Below are 22,044 nucleotides of genomic sequence, written 5' to 3'. Positions count from 1 at the left end.
CTCTTTGCCATTGATAAATTCTGAATTGGGCGCAATAAGAAAGATATTGTTGATAGTGTGTTTGGGTTCCGCCTTAAATGGGTGCAATACCAAAGAACAATCATATGATGATCAAGTTTTCTTGCTATTGGATGCCAAAGAAACAGGAATTGGCTTTGAGAACCAATTGAGCTACTCAGAAGACTTTAACATCTATCTATACAAAAGCTTTTACAATGGTGCCGGCGTGGGCATGGGCGATTTTAACAACGATGGTCACCTTGACGTCTTCTTCTGCGGTAATCAAGTCGATAATAAACTCTACGTGAACAAGGGCGGTTTTCAGTTTGTCGATGCTACCGAAGTTGCCGGTGTGGCCAGCCGGGGATCATGGAGTACGGGTGTCAGTGTCGTTGACATTAACCATGACGGTTGGTTAGATATCTATGTGTGCAAAAGCGGCAGGCCCAACAGTGAAAACAGAAGGAACAATCTGTATATAAACAGTGGAAAACCTGATGCAAATGGTTTTCCAATTTTTGTGGATAAGGCCCATGAGTGGGGCATTGACGATTTAGGGTTTTCTGTAAATGCCACTTTTTTTGATTATGATAGGGATGGGGATTTGGATATGTACCTGCTGAACAATTCCATAAACCCTTCTGAAGTGGTGTTGAATGCAAAAAAAGGATTACGTCAAATCTATGACCCCCATGGGGGCAATAAACTCTATAAAAACGTAGGGGGACGATTTGTGGATGTCACGGTCGAGGCAGGTATCTACGGCAGTGCAATAGGCTTTGGTTTGGGTGCGTCAGTGGGAGACATCAACAAAGATGGCTGGCCCGATATTTACATCGCCAATGACTTTTTTGAAAAAGACTATTTGTACTACAACAATAAGAACGGCACTTTTACCGAAGCGATAGAGACTTCAATGGCAGAAATAAGCCAAGGTTCGATGGGGGTCGATATAGCAGACCTGAACAATGATGGGTGGCAAGACATCTTTGTCACAGAAATGCTTCCCGATGGCAATGAAAGGGTCAAAACCAAAGTGCTTTTTGATGATTGGAATACCTACCAACTGAGAATCAGAAATGGTTACCATAAGCAGTTTCCCAGAAATACCCTGCAACTGAACCAAGGTAAAGTTTCAGGCGATGAAATGGTCGCTTTCAGTGAAATTTCACGATTGACGGGTACTGCTGCCACAGAATGGAGTTGGGGAGTTCATATACTCGATTTGAACAACGATGCGCATAAAGAAATTTACATTACCAATGGCATCGTAAAAGACCTCTTGGACCAAGATTATATCGATTTTTATAACAATGCCGATAAATTGCGTCAGATGTATGAAGAAAAAGGGGCAGTCATTAAAGAACTGGTCGATAACATTCCTTCCGCAAAGGTTTCAAATTATCTGTATCAAAACCAGAATGAAAATTTAAAGTTTGTCGATGTGGCCGAAAACTGGGGTTTGGGCACCCCTTCGTTCTCAACAGGCGCGGCCTTCGGCGATTTAGATAATGATGGAGATCTCGATTTGATCGTCAACAACTTGAACGACAGTCCGTTCATTTATGAAAACCAAACGAACGGATTACGGAACCATCTGACCATAACGCTTCAGGGTGACAAAGCGAATAGCCAAGCCACAGGAAGTCAGGTAACACTCTATGCCGACGGAAAAATATGGTTTCAAGAGGCGTATCCTGTTCGGGGCACCATGTCAACCATGGACAATCGCCTGCACTTTGGCTTGGCCCATTATCAAAAAATCGATTCCATTCAGGTGGTCTGGCCCTCAGGCGGTGTTTCTAAATTTCGCAACATAGATGCGAACCAATTTTTGACCATCAGTCAGTCTGAAGCGCAACATAAAGAGGGAGGGGAGTATCTTCAAATGGAACCGATGCCAGTTCTTTTGAACGATGTTACTGCGTTGTATGACATAGATTTTGAGCATAGTGAAAATAAGTACTTGGATTTTGACCGAGACAACTTACGATACAGTTCCATTGCAACCGAAGGACCTTCGGTTGCCGTCGCCGATGTCAACAATGATGGTAAAAGTGATTTTTTTATCTGTGGCGCCAAGGGGCAGCCCGGCCAAATGTTCGAAAGCGCCCCAGAAGGCGACTTTCGCTTGACGAACCAATCGCTTTTTGAAAAGGATGCCCAAGCCGAAGATGTGAACGCCGTTTTTGCAGATATTGATAATGATGGTGATCAAGACCTATTGGTGGCGGCGGCAGGATATGAATATCCCTCAAGCTCCTTTGCATTGGCCAATAGAATATATATCAACGACGGTTCTGGAAATTTTGGGAAATCGTCACAGATGATTCCCAATGGTAATCTCGCTGATACGTCCTGCATTTTTCCATCCGATATTGATAATGACGGCGATCTCGATCTTTTTGTCGGAACTCGGGCAGTGCCACTCTCATACGGTGTGCCCCCGAGCAGCTTCTTATTGGTCAATGATGGCAAGGGAAATTTCACCGACGAAACCCAAATAAGGGCTGCGGGCCTCATCGATGTGGGCATGGTAACAGATGCCGCTTGGTTTGATTTTGATCGCGATGGGGATCAAGATCTTGTTGTGGTTGGTGAATTCATGCCCATCAAACTTTTCGAAAACCAACAAGGCAACTTTATTGAAAAAACCGCTGAGCTCGGTTTGGGCAAGACCCATGGCCTTTGGAATGCGGTTGCGGTAAAAGATTTGGACAATGATGGGTATGAAGACATCGTGGCGGCCAATTTTGGCCTGAACAATTTTTATAAAGCTTCCGTTGATAAGCCTCTGACACTGTTCATCAATGATTTTGACAATAACGGGGCCATAGATCATGTACTGTGCAAGTATGAAGAGGGCAAATTGTATCCCATTCCTACAAAAAAAGACATTACCTCACAAATGCCCTATTTGTCAAAAAGTTTTGTAAAGCATAGTGATTATGCCAATGCCACGGTACAGGATGTTTTCACAGAAGAGAAATTGGAACAGGGCATTACGTTGAAAGCCAATTATTTAGAGTCAATGGTGTTTTGGAACAACAAAAACAGTTTTGAAATGGTGGCCTTGCCGATCGAGGCACAATTGACCTCGAACTACGCAATTTTTCTTGATGATATGGATGCAGATGGTATTACCGATATTTTGCTTGGTGGAAACCTATTTCGTATCAAACCCCAGTTGGGTATACAGGCAGGCAGTTGCGGTATGTTTTTGAAAGGCGGGAAAAATAGGGTATTCGAACCGTTGTCTTATTCCGAAAGCGGGTTTTATGTATCAGGTGAAATACGCGATATGAAACTACTGGGGTCATCAAATGACAAGAAGTCGATATTGGTGGCTCGAAATAATGATGGCCCAAAAATTTTTAAGTATGAAGATGGGAAGCAGCAATAAGATTTTTTGGGTGGTTTCAATGTTCACAATACTGATTCTGGCCTGTGCCCAAAGGCAGACGTATAATGAAGTGGTGGCCGAAGAATTGGCAAGAAAAGTCAGATTTGACAGTCTCTTTCACGGGCTTTACTTCGATATGCCGATGACCGAGTTTTATGAGTATGGCTTTGAGATGAACCAAAAAGGTATTTTCTTTCAAAATGCCATGAATGTCGAGGTGATAGTACATTACGATGATGTATACAGTTCACCTGTTGATTTTGTCTTTTTCCCTGACGAAAAATATCCTACCATTCAAATGATCAAGGGATATATGAAATACCGTAGATGGTCACCATTTGCAAAAGACTTGACCGCAGCGAAGTTGCAAGAAGAGATAAAAGAAATTTTTGAAAAACGATATGGGGGTCGTCAATTTATGAAAATAGAACATCCTGAAGGGCATTGGCCGTATGCCTATGTCAAGGTTGACGGTAACCGAAAGATTTTGCTGTATCGATCTTTTGATGATCAAAAAGTGGAAATCGTCTTCGAAAATTTAGATAATATGTTCGAGTGATGGACAAGCTGGGTAAATATCTGTTGGTAGTCGCACTCTTTTCCCTACTGTTCGGGTGTGGAGAGGATAAGAAACCGTTTGAGGGCACTTTGTTCGAATTATTGCCCGAAACACATACCCGCATATCGTTTTCAAATGAGTTGAAATCAACCAATGATTTCAATATATACAAATACCGAAATTTTTATAACGGCGCAGGTGTCGGTTTGGGCGATGTGAACAATGATGGCCTTTTAGATATCTACTTGACCGCCAATATGGAAACGAACAAGCTGTTCATCAACAAAGGCAATCTGGTATTTGAAGATATGACCGAAAAAGCAGGTGTCGCTGGCAAACGGGCTTGGTCAACCGGGGTGGCGATGGTCGATATCAATGCCGATGGCTGGCTTGATATCTATGTTTGCAATTCGGGCGATGTTGCCGGTGACAACAAACAGAATGAATTCTTCATCAACAATGGCGATGGTACATTCACAGACAGGGCCGAAGAGATGGGTCTTGCAGATCGCGGCTTTTCGACCCATGCCGTTTTTTTTGACTACGATAAAGATGGCGACCTCGATATGTACCAATTGAACAATTCATATCGTTCAATCGGAAGCTTCAATTTACAGCAAAATGAACGTCCGATAAGAGATTCTTTGGGAGGCGACAAGTTGTACCGTAATAATGATGGCACTTTTTCTGATGTGGCCGAAGAAGCTGGTATTTATGGCAGTATCATCGGTTTTGGTCTGGGAGTGGCGGTGGCAGACTTCAATCGTGACGGTTGGCAAGATTTATATGTCGCCAACGATTTTTTTGAGCGCGATTATCTCTACATGAACAATGGTGATGGCACGTTCAGTGAAAGTTTGACCGATAAAATAAAGGCCACCAGTCTTACCTCGATGGGGGTTGATGCCGCAGATTTGACCGGTGATGGTTATCCTGAAATATTTGTGAACGATATGCTGCCACAGACCAATGACCGCTTCAAAACTAGTATGACGTTTGAGAATTGGGATAAATACCGGCACAATCTCAAAAATGATTATTACCATCAGTTTACGCGAAACACCCTGCAATTGAACCTGGGCGACATTGACGCCGATGGAATAAGGTTCAGCGAAGTGGCCCGATACTCAGGGGTCGAGGCCACCGATTGGAGCTGGAGTGTTTTGTTGGCCGATTTTGATAATAGTGGCACCAAAGATGTTTATATCACAAACGGTATCTATCAAGACATCTTGGATCAAGACTTCATTCAGTTCATCGCGAATGAAGAAGTAGCCCGTATGGTGATTAAAGAAGAGGGGGTTGATTATAAACAATTGATAGATCTTATTCCCTCAGAGCATATTTCCAACTATGCCTATTCAGGTAAATCAAATTTGCGGTTTGAAGATGTTTCAGATCAATGGGGATTGAATTTGGAAGGAAGTTCCAGTGGTGCTGCCTATGGCGATTTAGACAATGATGGAGATCTCGATTTGGTTGTCAATAATGTTAACCAACCTTTGTCTGTCTATCGAAATGGAACAGATGGGCTGGGAACAGCAAATTACCTGAAAATCAAATTGGTTGGCGATAAAGAAAATGTAAATGCCCTTGGGGCCCAAATTACCCTGAAAATAGGCGAAAAAGTCTTTTATCAAGAGCAGCATCCCAACCGTGGTTTTCAGTCTTCTGTAGATCATATTCTCCATTTCGGGCTGGGCGAATATCAAACAATCGATTCGTTGTTGGTCGATTGGCCCTATGGTGCACAAACGGTGCTCACCGAAGTCAAGGTCAACCAGTTGCTCGAACTTCATGAAAAGGATGCGTCAAAAAAAGTACAGGCCATAAAGGCGCCCAATACACCTATTTTTCAAGAAATCATGGTAGATGAAACAGCCTCTTTCAAGCATCAAGAAAGCGTCTTCGTTGATTTTGACAAAGAAGCCCTGATCTATCATATGAATTCGACCCAAGGGCCAAGGGTCGCTATTGCCGATGTAGACAACGATGGTCAAGATGACCTATACATCGGAGGGGCCAAAGATCAATCCGGACTATTGTTTTTGGGCAATGGGCAGGGCTTTTCACTTTCAAGGCAAGAGGCTTTCGAAAAGGATAAGGCATCTGAAGATGTGGAGTGCTTGTTTTTTGATGCGGATGGAGATGGAGACCAAGATCTATATGTGACAAGCGGCAGCAGTGAGTTCGGAAGCGCCTCTTTTGCGCTCGTCGACCGTTTGTATACCAATGACGGCAGAGGGGTTTTCAGCAACTCGGGCCAGTCGCTCCCCGTGACCACTCCCCAGCACACCTCGACAGTTGCCGCTACAGATTTTGATAAAGATGGCGATATAGATCTTTTTGTGGGTACTCGAATGAACAATAATGCCTATGGGGTGCCGGTGAGCAGTTTTTTGCTGCAGAATGGCGGACAGGGAAGTTTTACAAATGCTACATTAGAACTCGCCAAAGCATTGGAGAATATAGGAATGGTCACTGATGCCCTTTGGGTAGATGTTGATCAAGATCAAGATGATGATCTCATAGTGGTAGGCGAATGGATGGGCATCAAACTTTTTGAAAACCGTGAAAATGAATTTGTCGACATATCTGCGGGCTCAGGTTTGTCAACCACTTCGGGCTGGTGGAATGTGGTTGAAACCGCAGATTTGAACAACGATGGGTTTCCTGATTTCGTTGTGGGCAACCATGGCCTCAACTCAAGATTTAGGGCAAGTGAAGAAAAACCACTGAGCTGTTATATCAACGACTTCGATGCCAATGGTGATATCGAGCAGTTGATTTGCCAATACAACGGTGAAAAGCAGTATCCCACGGCCCTGAGGCATGATTTGACGGCACAACTTCCCGATTTGAAAAAACAAATTCTGAAGTATGAGGATTATAAAGGTAAAACCATTTATGATCTGTTCTCCGAAGAAGTACTGAAAACTTCGATTGTGCACCATGTGACGCATCTTGAAAGTGTTGTTTTGCTTAGTAAGGGCAATACGGCCTATGAAGTGAGACCCTTGCCTTGGCAGACGCAACTTACCCCGATCTATGCGGTTGAGATATACGATTTTGATGGCGATGGGCACAAAGACATTGTATTGGGGGGCAACCTCTATAAGGCAAAGCCCGAAGTGGGTAGGTATGATGCGGCTTTTGGTGTTTTTTTGAAGGGAGACGGTAAGGGAGATTTTGAGGTAATTCCCTTAAAGAAGACCGGATTGGTATTGGATGGTGAAATAAGGGATTTAAAACTAGTGGGCATAGCAGGCAAAAAACGGCTATTGGTAGCAAGAAACAATGATACTCCCCAGATTTTTGAATTCGGGACAGATGAAAAAGTTGCAATACGATGAAATTGAACAATAGAATAGGGGCTTACCTTACTACGATTATCGGATTTTTTCTGCTTCTTAACTCATGTGGCAATGACCATGAAACCCGTTTTACCGAACGCAGTGCCCGCAGTACCGGAATTCAGTTTGAAAACAACATCAAAGAGACTGACAGTTTCAATATAATCGACTATCTGTATTTCTACAATGGAGGCGGTATTGCCGCTGGCGATATCAACAACGATGGCCTGCTGGATCTCTATTTTACTTCTAACCAAGGGCTTGACAGGCTTTATTTGAATAAGGGCGGGTTGAATTTCGAAGACATTACCGAAAAGGCCCTGGTCGGTGGTGGCGAGGGAACACATAAATGGACCACGGGGGCCACTATGGTAGATATCAATGCCGATGGTCTTCTTGACATCTATGTTTGTGAGGTGAACGGTCATAACCCCTTGACCGGAAAAAACCGACTTTATATAAACAGGGGAAACCTCACTTTTATAGAGAGTGCGGCCGAACATGGCCTTGATTTGGCCACTTTTTCACAACAAGCCGCTTTTTTTGATGCCGATAAAGATGGCGACCTAGACCTTTTTCTGCTGAACCACGCCGTACATACCCCTGATTCATACAAACGTGCCGAAATAAGAAAAACAAAAGACACCCTTGCCGGCGATCGTTTTTTTCTGAACACAAACGGTCGTTTCGATGATGTCACCGAAGCATCGGGCATTTATAGTGGCCCAATGGGGTATGGACTTTCGGTTACCATTGCCGATATCAATAACGATACTTGGCCCGACATTTATGTGGGCAATGACTTTCATGAAAATGACTATCTGTATTACAACAAGGGTGACGGTACTTTTGAGGAGGCGATTACCTTTTCGACCAGACACAACAGTACGTTCACCATGGGGGCTGATATCGCCGATATCAACAACGATGGATGGATGGATATCTTCACTTTAGACATGAAGCCAGAAGATGAAGTGGTTCTGAAACGATCGGCAGGTGTTGATCCATATGACATTTTCAACTATAAGCTCGATTTTGGCTATCACTATCAATATTCCCGAAACATGTTGCAGCTGAACCGGGGTAAATTGCTCGATCCGGCTAAGGTGGTGTTCAGTGAGATCGCGCAGTTGAAAGGATTGGAGGCGACCGATTGGAGCTGGGGGGCGATTTTCGGGGATTTAGACAATAATGGGCTTAAAGACCTATATATTACCAATGGCATTCCGAGAAGGCCCAATGACCTTGACTTTACCAACTATACGGCAAATGAAATTGAAATGGACAGTCTGTCGCCTATGGAGGGTCTACAAAAAATGCCCGAAGGTTCAGCGGTAAATTATGCTTTTGCCAATGAAACCGGCAAATTCACCAATAGGGCAGCAGAGTGGGGATTGGACAAAAAGGGTTTTTCAAACGGTGCCCTTGTGTTGGATCTAGACAACGATGGTGATTTGGATATCGTAACCAATAATTTAAACGAAAGGGCCACGGTCTATGAGAACAACACTTCGAAAAAAGACAGTGCAAGGTATCTTTTGGTGCAACTGAACGGAAGCCCAAAAAACAAATGGGGCATCGGAACACGCATTGTGGTTTTTGTGAATGGAAGGCAGCAAATGCAAGAAAACAAGCCGACCAGTGGGTGGTTGTCCAGCAAGCATTCGAACACTGTTCATTTCGGATTGGGAACTGCTCAAAACCTAGATTCACTCAAGGTACTTTGGCCCGATGGACGCCAACAGACCTTGGCCAATGTTGAAACCAATGACAAGCTGCAACTGTCATGGAAAGACGCTTCACCCGTCACTCCCCGATCTGAAAAGGAAAAAACTACCATACTCACAGACATGGGCGAATCTTCGGGCATTGATTTTGTGCATCAAGAAGATGTCTTTACCAATTTCCATGTCGAGAAATTGATTCCCCGTACCTTGTCCACTGAAGGTCCGAAAATGGCCGTGGGCGATGTTAACAATGATGGGTTGGATGATTTCTATATCGGAGGTGCCAAAGGTCAGGCAGGCGCTTTGTACATACAGAACAATGGTGGCAGCACGATTTTTTCAAAAAAGGAGACCCCGATTTTTGACGAACATTGGGTGCATGAAGATACAGGGGCCACTTTTTTTGATGCCGATTCTGATGGTGACCTGGATCTATATGTGGTCAGTGGTGGGGGTCAGGTGTTCAAGGGCGAAGTGCTAAACGACAGGCTCTATACCAATAATGGCAATGGTCATTTTTCGTATATCGAAGAATACCAAATGCCAAACACCGAATTCAATGGATCTTGTGCCGTGCCTTTTGACATGAATGAAGATGGTCTGGTGGATTTATTTGTTGGCAATCGGGCATATCCGACCAAATATGGGCTTCCGGCGGCAAGCAAGTTTTTTCTGAATCGGGGCAATGGCAAATTTGTCGATGCCTCTATTTCATTGCTCGAACATCGCGGAAGTATCGGTATGGTTACCGACGCCGTATGGAACGAAGGCCAAAAAGAACTGCTCATCGTGGGCGAATGGATGCCTGTCACCATCTATAGCTTTAATGGGGGCACTATTGAGCGAAAACAACTTGAGAACACCGCTGGTTGGTGGAATACTGTAGACTTGGCCGATTTGAACGGCGACGGCCAAAAAGAAGTGCTGTTGGGCAATCTTGGCCTGAACTCGAACTTACAAGCTTCCATCGAGCAGCCCATTGACATCTATATACATGATTTTGATGGCAACCTCAGCACAGATCCCATCATCTCCTATTATAAAAATGAAAAACGGTGGCCATATGCTGGTCTGGATCTTTTGGCAGATCAGATTGTTAACATCAAACGGACCTATCGCACCTATGAAAAATTTGCCAACAGTTCTTTTTCCGAGATATTTCCCGAAGAACAGTTAAAAAAAGGATACCATGCACAGGTACAGATATTGGCTTCCTCATACCTCATTAAAAAAGAGGAACAATACAAACTGCGCTCCTTGCCCGAAGTGGTGCAATTTTCAGCAATCAATGGCTTTGTTTCCAATGATTTTGATGATGATGGTCATGTCGATGTGTTGGTCGTGGGCAACTTTTTTGGCAACCATCCGGCGATGGGTCGGTCTGATGCCACCTATGGAACGTATTTATCTTCTGACCAAGATGGAAATTTCAAAGAATTGCCCCATGCGGTGTCGGGCTTTGTGGTAGATGGCGAATCCAGGGACATCAAAGTGCTGCGTGGACCCAACGGTACTAAATTCGTAATCGTGAGCAGAAACAATGAAGGGGTGAAGATCTTTGCCTACGAAGCACGGTAAAACAAGTATACCATTCACATAGTTTCCAATTTAAGTACGGTGAACAAGGCTATGGGTATGTTTTTTTTGCAATATTAAACGTATTTTGTACATTTATTAATCCTGGACCGAAACACGGCCATTAAAAAACCAAACATACAATTAGTAATGAAAGTTATTTCCCTAATTTCATTGTGCCTGCTCTTATCGCTCTCCTGCAACAATACCAAAGAAACCGATGGTCGAACAGATGATTTGGAATCGGCCACTCTTTATTTGCAGAATCGCAGTCCTTTAAAACCAATGGCCTATCTAGAGCTTCCTTTGGGGAGTATCAAGCCCGAGGGCTGGCTGAAAGAGCAACTAAAGTATATGGCCAACGGTATGACCGGCAACCTCGATAGCATTTATCCCGAAGTGGTAGGGCCAAGAAACGGTTGGCTTGGGGGCGATGGCGATGGTTGGGAAAGGGGTCCGTATTGGATTGATGGCCTGTTGCCACTCGCCTATATCTTAGAGGACGAAGCGCTCAAGGAAAAGACGCGGCCATGGGTTGAGTGGGCGCTGAACAACCAGACTGACGAAGGGTATATCGGTCCCGTTCCTTTCGAAACCGAACCCGGGCCCGAAAGAGGATTGCAACGGGGCAATCGTAAAGACTGGTGGCCCAAAATGGTGATGCTCAAAGTTTTGCAGCAGTATTATGATGCGACAGGTGATGAACGGGTCATCGATGTGCTGACCAAATATTTCAAGTATCAGTTGAAAGAGCTTCCCAATAGGCCCTTAGACCATTTGACCTTGTGGGCGAACCGCCGCGGTGCTGATAACCTGCAGGTGGTGTACTGGCTCTACAATATTACAGGTGATGATTTTCTATTGGACCTGGGCGAGATCATACAAGAGCAGACTTTCCCTTGGACGACCATCTTTACCAACAAAGAAAATTACAATGACCCTACAACACCTTGGCACTACACCAAGTTGAAGAGATATCCCTTCGATTCTACCGAGATCAATGACTTGACCGTATCAAAGTTGGGGGGCATCCACACGGTCAATCTGGCGCAAGGGTTGAAGGCGCCCGTCATCTACTATCAAAAAAGCCATGAGCAGCATTATGTCGAGGCCGTAAAAAAGGCATTGAAAGATATCAAGAAATACCACGGACAGCCACAGGGTATGTATGGGGGCGATGAACCGCTTCATGGCACCAACCCGGTGCAAGGGGTAGAGTTCTGCTCGATTTCAGAGGGAATGTTCTCGTTAGAGAGCATCATCAAGATAACGGGCGATATGGAGTTTGCCGACCTACTCGAAAGAATTGCCTATAATGCATTGCCCCCACAGGCTTCTGACGATTTTACCACAAGGCAATATTTTCAGGCCGCGAACCAGATTGAATTGAGCGACCGATTGGAAACTTCGTTTCAAACCAATTCCCATAAAGGCACCGACTTTGTGTTCGGTACGCTTTCAGGCTACCCTTGCTGTACCACGAACATGCACCAATCATGGCCCAAGTTCGTACAAAACTTATTTTACGCGACCCCCGACGGTGGGGCGGCGGCCCTCATGTATGCGCCCGCTAAAGCCTCGCTGTTAGTGGCCGATAGCGTAAACTTGACAATAACCGAAACCACTGGCTTTCCTTTTAAAGAAAGTGTTGATTTTGAGTTCTCACTTGATAGGGTGGCCAGCTTTCCTTTTCATTTGCGCATCCCTTCGTGGTCAAAAAATGCAGAAATATTGGTAAACGGCAACCCGGTTGAGGTCTCAGCCGAAAACCAGATTGCCGTTATTGAACGACAATGGCAGAGCGGAGACAAGGTGACCCTGAAAATGCCCATGACCATCAAGACGTCTATTTGGCATGAATTCTCGACCGCCGTTGAAAGGGGCCCCTTGGTCTATGCCTTAAAGGTGACCCATGAAGAACGGAAAAAAGATAGGGGCGATATTTATAGGGAGTTCAATGAAGTCTATGCAACCAGTGATTGGAACTATGGTCTGATTCAATCTGAATTGGACAAGCTGCCAGAGTCTGCCCAAATCATTGAAAATGAGTGGGATGGCCGTTACCCATGGAATCTCGAAAATGCCCCGCTAGAGATTCGACTGACGGGAGTGAAGGTTCCCGAATGGAAGGAAGTCAATGGGGCACCTGTCTTTCCCGGTTTCTGGGATGGCTATTACTGGGACGGCGATTATGGTGAAGGCATCAAAAAAGAAAAGATAGTCTTGGTGCCCTATGGTTGTACCACCTTGCGGATCACAGAATTTCCAACATATAACCTGAAATAGTAGCGACATGGAAAAAAGAATGCTTTTTTTTCTGGCACTTTTGGTCATCTCAACGGTATCTGCACAATGGAAACCCGCTGGTGGGAAGATAAAGACCCCATGGGCCGCCCAAGTCAATCCAGAAAGTCCACTGCCCAAATATCCGAGACCAATTATGGTACGTACCGATTGGAAAAGCTTAAATGGACTCTGGGATTATGCCATTACCGATTACGGAAGCCAAAAGCCGCAAAAATTTGATGGTAAGATCTTGGTTCCTTTTCCCGTTGAATCCAGCCTTTCGGGAGTGATGAAACAAGTCGGTTCAGACAAGGAAGTTTGGTACGAAACAAGGTTTACGGTTTCTCCTGATTGGAGGGATGAATCCATTCTGTTGCATTTTGGAGCAGTTGACTGGAAAGCGGATGTGTGGCTGAACGATATTAAAATAGGTTCCCATTCGGGGGGGTATGCCCCGTTTTCTTTTGATATTTCCCCATTTCTGGCCTTAGAGAACCAGAAATTGACCGTAAGGGTCTGGGATCCCACCAGTGATGGTCCACAACCTCGGGGCAAACAGGTGAACGATCCGAAGGGTATCTGGTACACCCCCGTGACCGGCATTTGGCAGACTGTCTGGTTAGAGCCCGTTCCCGATACTCGTATAAATGCTTTAAAAACCACTCCTGATATCGATTTGAAGGCAGTAAAGGTTGCGGGTGATCTGCATGGGGCATTATATGGTGATATCATCGAAATTACGGTGTTTGATGGTCAGACCAAAGTGGCACATACAAGGGCTTCTGCCAGTGAAGAAGTAGAGGTAAAAATGAAAAATCAGAAATTATGGAGTCCTGAATCGCCCTTTCTGTATGATATGACCGTTCGATTGTTACGTAATGAACAGGTCGTGGATGAGGTAAAGAGCTATTTCGCCATGCGCAAAATTTCCACTAAGAAAGATGAAAACGGAATCATGAGAATGCAGCTGAACAATGAAGATTATTTTCAGTTCGGCACCTTGGATCAGGGCTGGTGGCCCGATGGACTTTATACCGCTCCGACAGATGAAGCATTGAAATACGATATCATCAAGACCAAAGAATACGGTTTTAATATGATTCGAAAACATGTTAAGGTCGAACCCCAGCGGTGGTATAGGCATTGTGATGAAATTGGTATGTTGGTTTGGCAAGATATGCCCAATGGTGACCGAAGCAACGGATGGCAGAACAAGAAAATGTTTGATGGCAATGAGTTGCAACGAACTCCCGAATCAGAAAAGATCTACAGAACCGAATGGCAAGAAATCATCGACTTTCTTTATTCGTACCCCAGTATAGTGGTCTGGGTACCTTTCAATGAGGCTTGGGGCCAGTTCAAGACTGAGGAAATCACCGCTTGGACCAAAAACCATGACCCCTCGCGCTTGGTCAATTCGGCCAGTGGGGGCAACCATATCAAAACAGGTGATATTTTGGATCTTCATAATTATCCTGAACCCGACCTTTATCTGTATGATGCAGATCGTGTGACGGTTTTGGGTGAGTATGGTGGTATCGGGCTGCCTTTAGAGGGTCACCTTTGGCAGCAAGGTAAAAACTGGGGCTATGTAAAGTTCAAAAACTCCAAAGAGGTGACCGATGAATACGTCAAGTACGCCCGTATTTTGAAAAAATTGGTGAACGGGGGCTTTTCGGCTGCCATCTATACACAGACAACGGACGTTGAGGGCGAGGTCAACGGACTGATGACCTACGATCGAAGGGTAGACAAGCTGCACGTCGAAACAGTACGGCAGGCCAATCGTGGGGTAATTGCGGTATTGAACGAAAAATAAAAACGGAATCATGCGATACGGGGGGGTACAAAAGGTAACCATGTTATATCTAACATTCTGGTTGTTATTCTCCTGCAACGAACAAAGGTCTTCCGTTTCAGTTCTGCAATTCGATGACTATGTTCATTATTTCAAAAAATTCAATGAAGATGACGATGAACTCTATCGGCAACACATACCGAATGATTCGGCCATAGCTTTTCTGAAAGCCAACATTCCGTTGGTCGATGTTCCAGATACCACTATTCAAAAGACCTATTATTTTCGTTGGTGGACGTTCAGAAAGCATCTCAAAAAAACACCGAATGGATTTGTGATCACCGAATTTCTGCCAAAGGTTTCTTGGTCGGGCAAGTACAATACGATCAATTGTCCTGCCGCTTACCACATTTACGAGGGCAGATGGTTAAAAAACGATGTGTATATACGGGACTATATCGACTACTGGTTAACAGAGGCCGATAACACCAGAAAATATAGTTTCTGGGCGGCCGATGCCATGTTCGGTTTTGCTAAAGTTCACAAAGACACGGTCTACTTGAAAAAGCATCTTGACCACTTGATCTCGAATTATCAAGAATGGGAGCGCGAACGGCGTGATGCCCCCGACCGCCTGTTCTGGCAGAATGACAATATGGATGGCATGGAACTCAGTGCCGGTGGCCGGATCATCAATGACGGCGAGGAAAAGTTCAGTGCCTTGGCGGCACGACCTACCATAAACAGCTATATGTACGGTGACGCAAAGGCCATTGCGACGATGGCTTCCCGTCTTGGACGTGATAGCGTTGCAAACATTTTTGATGAAAAAGCCGCCCAGCTGAAATATTTGGTTGAGCATCGTCTATGGAACGATTCTTTGAATTTTTTTTCACAGCTTCCGCGTGAGTACACCGAAAATGACAGGCCTATAGACATTCGCGAATTGATCGGTTATACACCTTGGTACTTCAATCTGCCCTCCGATGATCCAAAGTATAGTCTGGCTTGGTACAAAGTATTGGATACCGCCGCATTTTATGCGCCCTATGGGCTGACCACCGTAGAACGGTCGCATCCTTATTTTAAAATTAGCTATGAAGGCCACGAATGCCAATGGAATGGCCCATCATGGCCCTTTGCCACCACCCAGACATTAAAGAGCCTTTCCAATTTTCTGAATAACTACAAAAACAATGGCAGCCTGGCTAAAGATGCCTATTACAAGCTCTTGAACCAGTATGCCGCGGCACATGTGATCACTTGGGAAAATGGTGAATCGCAGATGTGGATAGACGAAAATCTGAATCCGTTTACGGGAGATTGGATTTCACGTACCCGATTGAAAGATTGGGGAAATGGAAATTGGTCCGATCAAAAGGGCGGACAGGAACGTGGAAAAGATTACAACCATTCGGGTTTCTGTGATCTGGTTATCAATGATTTGATAGGTTTCAAACCACAATGGGACGGTAGCATCGCACTACAGCCCTTGGTGCCCGATGATTGGAACTGGTTCTGTTTGGATAGAATACAGTATCAGGGAAAAGTGTTGACCGTTCTTTGGGATAGGGATGGATCTAAATACAACATGGGAAAAGGATACCAAATCATATACAATGGAAAGACCCTTTATCATGGAGATGAAGTTGCCCCTGTCAAAATATACGAATGAAAAAAACTAGGTGATGAAGAAAATAATTTATGTTTTGCTAGCAATTTCAATGGGTATAAATGCCCAGGATATAAAAGATCGAAATGCCCATTACATTACGAATCAGGCACCTTTGATTGCCCAACCCTATACGCATTTGCCTTTGGGGACCATAAAACCGAAAGGATGGTTGCACAAAATGATGAAGTTGCAAAGAGACGGATTAACGGGTAAGCTCGATAGTATCTACAGTTTGGTATGCGGCCCAACGAATGGTTGGCTTGGGGGCGAGGGCGATGGATGGGAGCGTGGACCTTATTGGCTAGATGGGTTGGTGCCCTTGGCATATATTTTAGATGATAAAGAACTAAAAGAAAAAGCACAAGAGTGGATTGATTGGAGCATTGAAAATCAAAGAGAGGATGGGTACTTTGGTCCCCGGCCCCTTGAAGAGGGGTATACCAAGATCAAGGGCGTGCAGCAGGGCAATCGCGAAGATTGGTGGCCCAAAATGGTTATGCTAAAGGTATTGCAACAGTATTATTCGGCCACAGAAGATAAAAGGGTATTGGAATTAATGCGACGTTACTTTAAGTACCAATTGAATACCTTGAAAGAGTATCCCTTGGGCCATTGGACCTTTTGGGGCAATAGGAGAGGAGCAGATAACCTAGCCGTGGTTTACTGGCTGTATAATAGTACCCAAGAAGACTATTTGCTAGACTTGGCCGAGTTGATCAATAAACAGACATATGATTGGACCTTGGCGTTTACAGATGGTAGGATCAACAAGGTAAATCCGCTTCCCCGATTGCATTGTGTAAATGTTGCTCAAGGCCTGAAGGCACCTTTGATCTACTATCAACATCATCCTGAACAGAAATATATAGATGCGGTCAAGAAAGGTTTGGCCGCCCTAAAAAAATCTCACGGATATGTTAACGGCATGTATGGGGGAGACGAACCGTTACATGGCAATGATCCGACCCAAGGCTCTGAACTATGCTCGGCCACCGAGATGATGTTTTCTTTTGAAAGTGTATTGCCGATTACAGGAGATGTCTATTATGCCGATTATTTGGAGAAAATTGCCTTTAACGTGTTGCCCACGCAACATGACGATGCTTTTTTAAGGAAACAATATTTTCAACAGGCCAACCAGGTTCAGGTAACGGATGATATCCGTAATTTTTTCAACGATGATTACGCCCGTATTGTCTATGGGGTTTTGACAGGATACCCTTGCTGTACCACGAACATGCACCAAGGGTGGCCCAAGTTTGTCCAGAACCTTTGGTACGCAACGGCAGACAATGGACTGGCAGCACTGGTCTATGGGGCTTCGGAAGTAAGGGCAAAAGTGGCTGACGGTATTGAAGTGTCTTTCAAAGAAGAAACACAATATCCTTTTGACGATACGATTACCTTTAAATTCAACGCCAATGAATCCGTGAAATTTCCGTTTCATCTCAGAATACCACTCTGGGCAAAAGATTGGAATATTTCAGTAAACAATAGCCCTACGGAAACCCAGATGAATAACAATGTGGTTGTTTTGGACAGGATTTGGGAAAATGGTGATGAGGTAAAACTGACCTTGCCCATGAAGGTTCGCACAAGCTCTTGGTACGAAAGGTCTGTAGGAGTCGAACGGGGGCCTTTGGTCTATGCCTTGAAAATGAAAGAACGATGGGAAGAGAAAAGTTCGGAAGAATTTCCACATTCATATTATGAAGTGTATCCAGAAAGCCATTGGAACTATGGCATTCTTGATGAAGCTATTGAGAAAAAAAGTTTTTCGGTTACGAAAAAGAACAAGGTGGCCGAAATGCCTTGGAATGTTGAAAACGCTCCCATCTCACTTAATGTGGCTGCAGCGCAATTGTCGAAGTGGAAACTTTATAACCATTCCGCAGGAAAGATTCCTGTCAGAAACAGGATTCCGAAGAGCGAATTACAGAAACAAGAAATAACATTGATTCCCTATGGGTGCACTACGCTGCGAATTTCGCAATTTCCTATAATCAATGTGTTGGAAAAATAGCAAGCAATATTCCGCTTTGATGGAATATTGCTAGGGCCATCGTTTTTTTGGTTTCTACCACATGGTGACCTTCTTGCACCTGTCTATAACCTTCTATGCTGTAAAGTCATGGCTTGCCTATGTTGAAGAAGTCTCTTGAAAGAGTATGGAGCATAGTACATTGGTTTACCTTTTCCCTACTTATTTTAGGAAGCTTTGACCCGAAACTGACCATTTTCTTGTGATAGGCAAAACAAGAATAACGCTTCCTATAAGTACAAAATTCTGAAAGGCAGTGCCCTAAAACGAATCTTGGCAACGACCAACAAATTGGCTTAGCCAGCACAATATTATCCTATTTTGATACAATTTTATCAAATGAGCGATAATTATAAGCGTATGTGAATTGAAAGATTATCTTTATGCTATTATTAAGCGTAATTATTACGTTTAATAATCAAACTATTAAACCACCTAACTATGGAGAATCTTTCAAAACTTAAGTTCTTTTCTGTTCGCTTACGTCCATTATCTATGGTTCTGTGCTTTTTATTGGCATATGGTACCTATGCACAAGAAAAGACAATTTCAGGTACGGTCACCGATGACCAGGGGCAGCCATTGCCCGGGGTGACCATACAGGTAAAAGGAACAACTACCGGTACGCAAACTGATTTTGATGGTAATTATAGTGTTATTGCCACATCATCTGACACGCTGATTTTTTCTTACATTGGTTTTGCCACACAAGAGATTGTTGTCGGTAACCAAAATACGGTGAATGCTGCCCTGCAAGAAGATGTTTCACAATTGGATGAAGTGGTCGTTGTAGCTTACGGTACGACCAAAAAAGCCGCCTTCACAGGTTCGGCATCCTTTATTGAAACAGAGCAAATTCAAGAATCAGCGACTTCAAATCTAGGTCAGGCGCTACAGGGCCTCAGCCCTGGTGTTCAGGTAATCTCGCAAGCGGGTAGACCTGGTGCCGACGCTGAGATCAACATTAGGGGCTTTACATCTTTGACCGGAAACGTTTCACCGCTCATCATACTCAATGGTAGCCCTTTTGAAGGTACGCTCAGTAGTATAGCACCAACAGAAATAGAAAGTATCTCTATTCTTAAAGATGCCTCTTCTACCTCGCTCTATGGTTCTAGAGCTTCAGGAGGGGTCATTCTTATTACCACAAAAAGTGGTACACCGGGCAAGACCCAGGTCAATTTTAGATATTCACTGGGCACATCTACTTTTGCCGTTAAATTGCCAAATAAATTAGATGCCGCAGATCAATATGAAGCTGTTTGGGAAGGGTTTTACTATGATAATCTGAACAGGGGACAAGATGATCAGACCGCAAGGGCAAACGCCTCGGCATCGGTGACCGATAGATTTTATCAAGCCCGACCGCACACAAACTTTTTGGGTCAAGATAGAATCTATAGAAGCAATTGGAATTTAGATGAACCTGTAGGGCTTAATGGTCAAATAAAACCAGAGGCTCGGTTACTATATGATTATGATTGGCACGACGTGTTCCAGCCAAAATTACGGCAAGAATATTCCATTGATGTTACTTCTGGTATTTCAGAGAATACCCGACTGTTTTTTGGGTCATCTTATTTAGATGATAAGGGTCAATATTTTAATCAAGATTTTAGAAGATGGTCTTCTAGGCTGAACATAAGTACCAAACTTGCCGATAGAATCAGTTTAGACGCCAATATGTTCTATGTGAGAACAGACCAAAACAACCCCGGAGAGTTTACCAGGGTCATCAGAACAATTCCTTCAGGCGTACATCCCTATGAATTCAACCATGAGACCGGAGAGTTCTTTACTGATGTTTTTGGCAATTTGGCCCTACAAAAAGGAGGTGGCGCCTCGTATTCAGGTCGTAGATTTTTCGGTGGCAGCAATCCTTTTGACTTTTCAATTGCCCCAGAAGAGCCCGACTCCTATGCTTTTGATATCAATAACACCAATCAGTTTATCAACAAGTTGGCACTGGGCATTGATTTGGCCAAGGGCCTGAACTTTACAACAAGTTTTATAGCCGACTATCAAATTTTTGAACGGCATCGATACATATCACCGGTTTCAGGTATTATTGAGGTTTTGGGGTCTTCCTTTAAAGCCAGCAATTCCAGAACAGCCTATACATTCAATAATATTTTAAACTATCAAAAGTCTTTCGGTGACCATAATTTTGAAATATTGCTAGGCCATGAAATGTATTCGCGCAATAGGGCCAACCTGTCAGGATCTGGAACCACCTTTGCAGTACCGGGCATATTTGAAATAGATGCCACATCTGCTGAACCTGCATCTTCATCAAATGAGGATAATTATAAATTGTTGAGTGGCTTTTCAAGAATCGCATATGATTACAACGACAAGATATATTTGAACGGAAGTTTCAGGGCAGATGGATCATCAAGGTTCGCATCTGAAAATCGTTGGGGCTATTTTTGGTCGGCTGGGGGCTCATACAGAATATCCCAAGAAGATTTTATGAAAGATTCGAAGGTGATCGATAATCTAAAACTTAAGGTTAGCTACGGTACCACAGGTAATGATGGAGATAATCTTTATGCATACCAAGCCCTTTACAATACCGGGTTCAATTTCTTTGAAAATTCAGGAGCTATAGAATCCAGGCTACCAACACCTGGGCTAATTTGGGAAAAGAATGCCCAATTCAACACAGGTGTTGAATTTGGGTTCTTTAACCGAATCAGGGGAAATATAGAATACTTTACCACAAGGTCAATTGATTTGTTGTCAAACCGCTCATTGCCACCTTCTTTCGGAATCGGTTCGGTTCAAGAGAATATAGGCGAGATAGAGAACAGGGGTATTGAGGTTGCTTTAGGGTTTGACATTTTTAAAAGGCCAAATTTTAATTGGACTTTGAATGTCAATGCCTCCCATTTCAAAAATGAAATCATTGAACTACCTGCCGGAGAAGAACTGAGGGGAGTTTTCAAATGGGAAGAAGGTCAATCGATTTATGATTATTGGCTACCGACTTGGGCCGGGGTAGATCCTGAGACCGGTGACAATACTTGGTTTGTGAATACATTTGACGATCAGGGCAATATAACCGGCCGAGAGGTATCCAATAACTGGAGCCAAGTCAATCAACAAGAAAATTTCGCTTATCAAGGCACGTCTATACCAGATATTTATGGTAGTGTCACCAATATTTTTAAGTACAAGGGCTTTGATTTGTCGGTAATGTTTTATTACAGTTTTGGTGGTTTGATGTTAGATACGGCCTGGCGTGAAAATACAGCCATGAGAAACGCTTTTGGTCTGATAGATTACTATAGGGACAATCACTGGACCCCCGAGAACAGAATAACCGATATTCCAAGGCCCTCTGTCAATAACCCCAATAACAGAAGAACAACCTCCCAATTTCTTTACAATAATGATTTTGTTAGGCTGAGGAATTTAAATATAGGGTACACTTTTCCTGAAGCATTCAACAAAGTTCTGAACATAAAAAGTTTTCGACTCTTTGTACAAGGAGACAATTTGATAACGTGGGGCAAGGCAAATGATAGGGGAACTGACCCAGAAATAGCAGGTTTTGACGGCACCAGTGATTATAACTGGGGGATCAGAAAAACAATTAATGGTGGAATCAACGTTCAATTTTAA

9 protein-coding genes are annotated in these 22,044 nt (G+C 43.8%); all 9 read left to right on the top strand.

Annotated elements, in window-relative coordinates; all coding sequences use genetic code 11:
* Positions 1–25 precede the first annotated feature (25 nt).
* On the top strand, positions 26–3,403 hold the full coding sequence (locus L0P89_RS01190; protein ID WP_235266579.1) for a VCBS repeat-containing protein: 3,378 nt from the start codon (positions 26–28) through the stop codon (positions 3,401–3,403).
* Positions 3,381–3,962 (top strand): hypothetical protein, encoded by a 582-nt coding sequence (locus tag L0P89_RS01185; RefSeq protein WP_235266578.1) that lies wholly within the window; start codon positions 3,381–3,383, stop codon positions 3,960–3,962. Before L0P89_RS01190 ends, L0P89_RS01185 begins: the two co-directional genes overlap by 23 nt.
* Positions 3,962–7,315 carry a VCBS repeat-containing protein gene (locus L0P89_RS01180; RefSeq protein ID WP_235266577.1) on the top strand — a complete coding sequence of 1,118 codons (3,354 nt, stop codon included), beginning with the start codon at positions 3,962–3,964 and terminating at the stop codon, positions 7,313–7,315. The genes L0P89_RS01185 and L0P89_RS01180 overlap by 1 nt, the downstream gene beginning before the upstream one ends.
* Complete coding sequence (locus L0P89_RS01175) at positions 7,312–10,620, top strand: VCBS repeat-containing protein (protein ID WP_235266576.1); 3,309 nt, start codon at positions 7,312–7,314, stop codon at positions 10,618–10,620. Before L0P89_RS01180 ends, L0P89_RS01175 begins: the two co-directional genes overlap by 4 nt.
* A gap of 147 nt (positions 10,621–10,767) precedes the next feature.
* Complete coding sequence (locus L0P89_RS01170; protein ID WP_235266575.1) at positions 10,768–12,903, top strand: beta-L-arabinofuranosidase domain-containing protein; 2,136 nt, start codon at positions 10,768–10,770, stop codon at positions 12,901–12,903.
* A 7-nt stretch (positions 12,904–12,910) separates the two neighbouring features.
* Positions 12,911–14,722, top strand: a complete 1,812-nt coding sequence (locus L0P89_RS01165; protein WP_235266574.1) for a glycoside hydrolase family 2 protein — start codon at positions 12,911–12,913, stop codon at positions 14,720–14,722.
* A gap of 40 nt (positions 14,723–14,762) precedes the next feature.
* On the top strand, positions 14,763–16,376 hold the full coding sequence (locus L0P89_RS01160) for an MGH1-like glycoside hydrolase domain-containing protein (protein WP_235266573.1): 1,614 nt from the start codon (positions 14,763–14,765) through the stop codon (positions 16,374–16,376).
* A gap of 13 nt (positions 16,377–16,389) precedes the next feature.
* Positions 16,390–18,399 carry a beta-L-arabinofuranosidase domain-containing protein gene (locus L0P89_RS01155; protein ID WP_235266572.1) on the top strand — a complete coding sequence of 670 codons (2,010 nt, stop codon included), beginning with the start codon at positions 16,390–16,392 and terminating at the stop codon, positions 18,397–18,399.
* A 459-nt stretch (positions 18,400–18,858) separates the two neighbouring features.
* Positions 18,859–22,044, top strand: a complete 3,186-nt coding sequence (locus tag L0P89_RS01150; protein ID WP_235266571.1) for a SusC/RagA family TonB-linked outer membrane protein — start codon at positions 18,859–18,861, stop codon at positions 22,042–22,044.

It is taken from the genome of Muricauda sp. SCSIO 65647 (assembly GCF_021534965.1).
Lineage (GTDB): Bacteria > Bacteroidota > Bacteroidia > Flavobacteriales > Flavobacteriaceae > Flagellimonas_A.
This window is presented reverse-complemented; position numbering and strand designations above follow the sequence as displayed.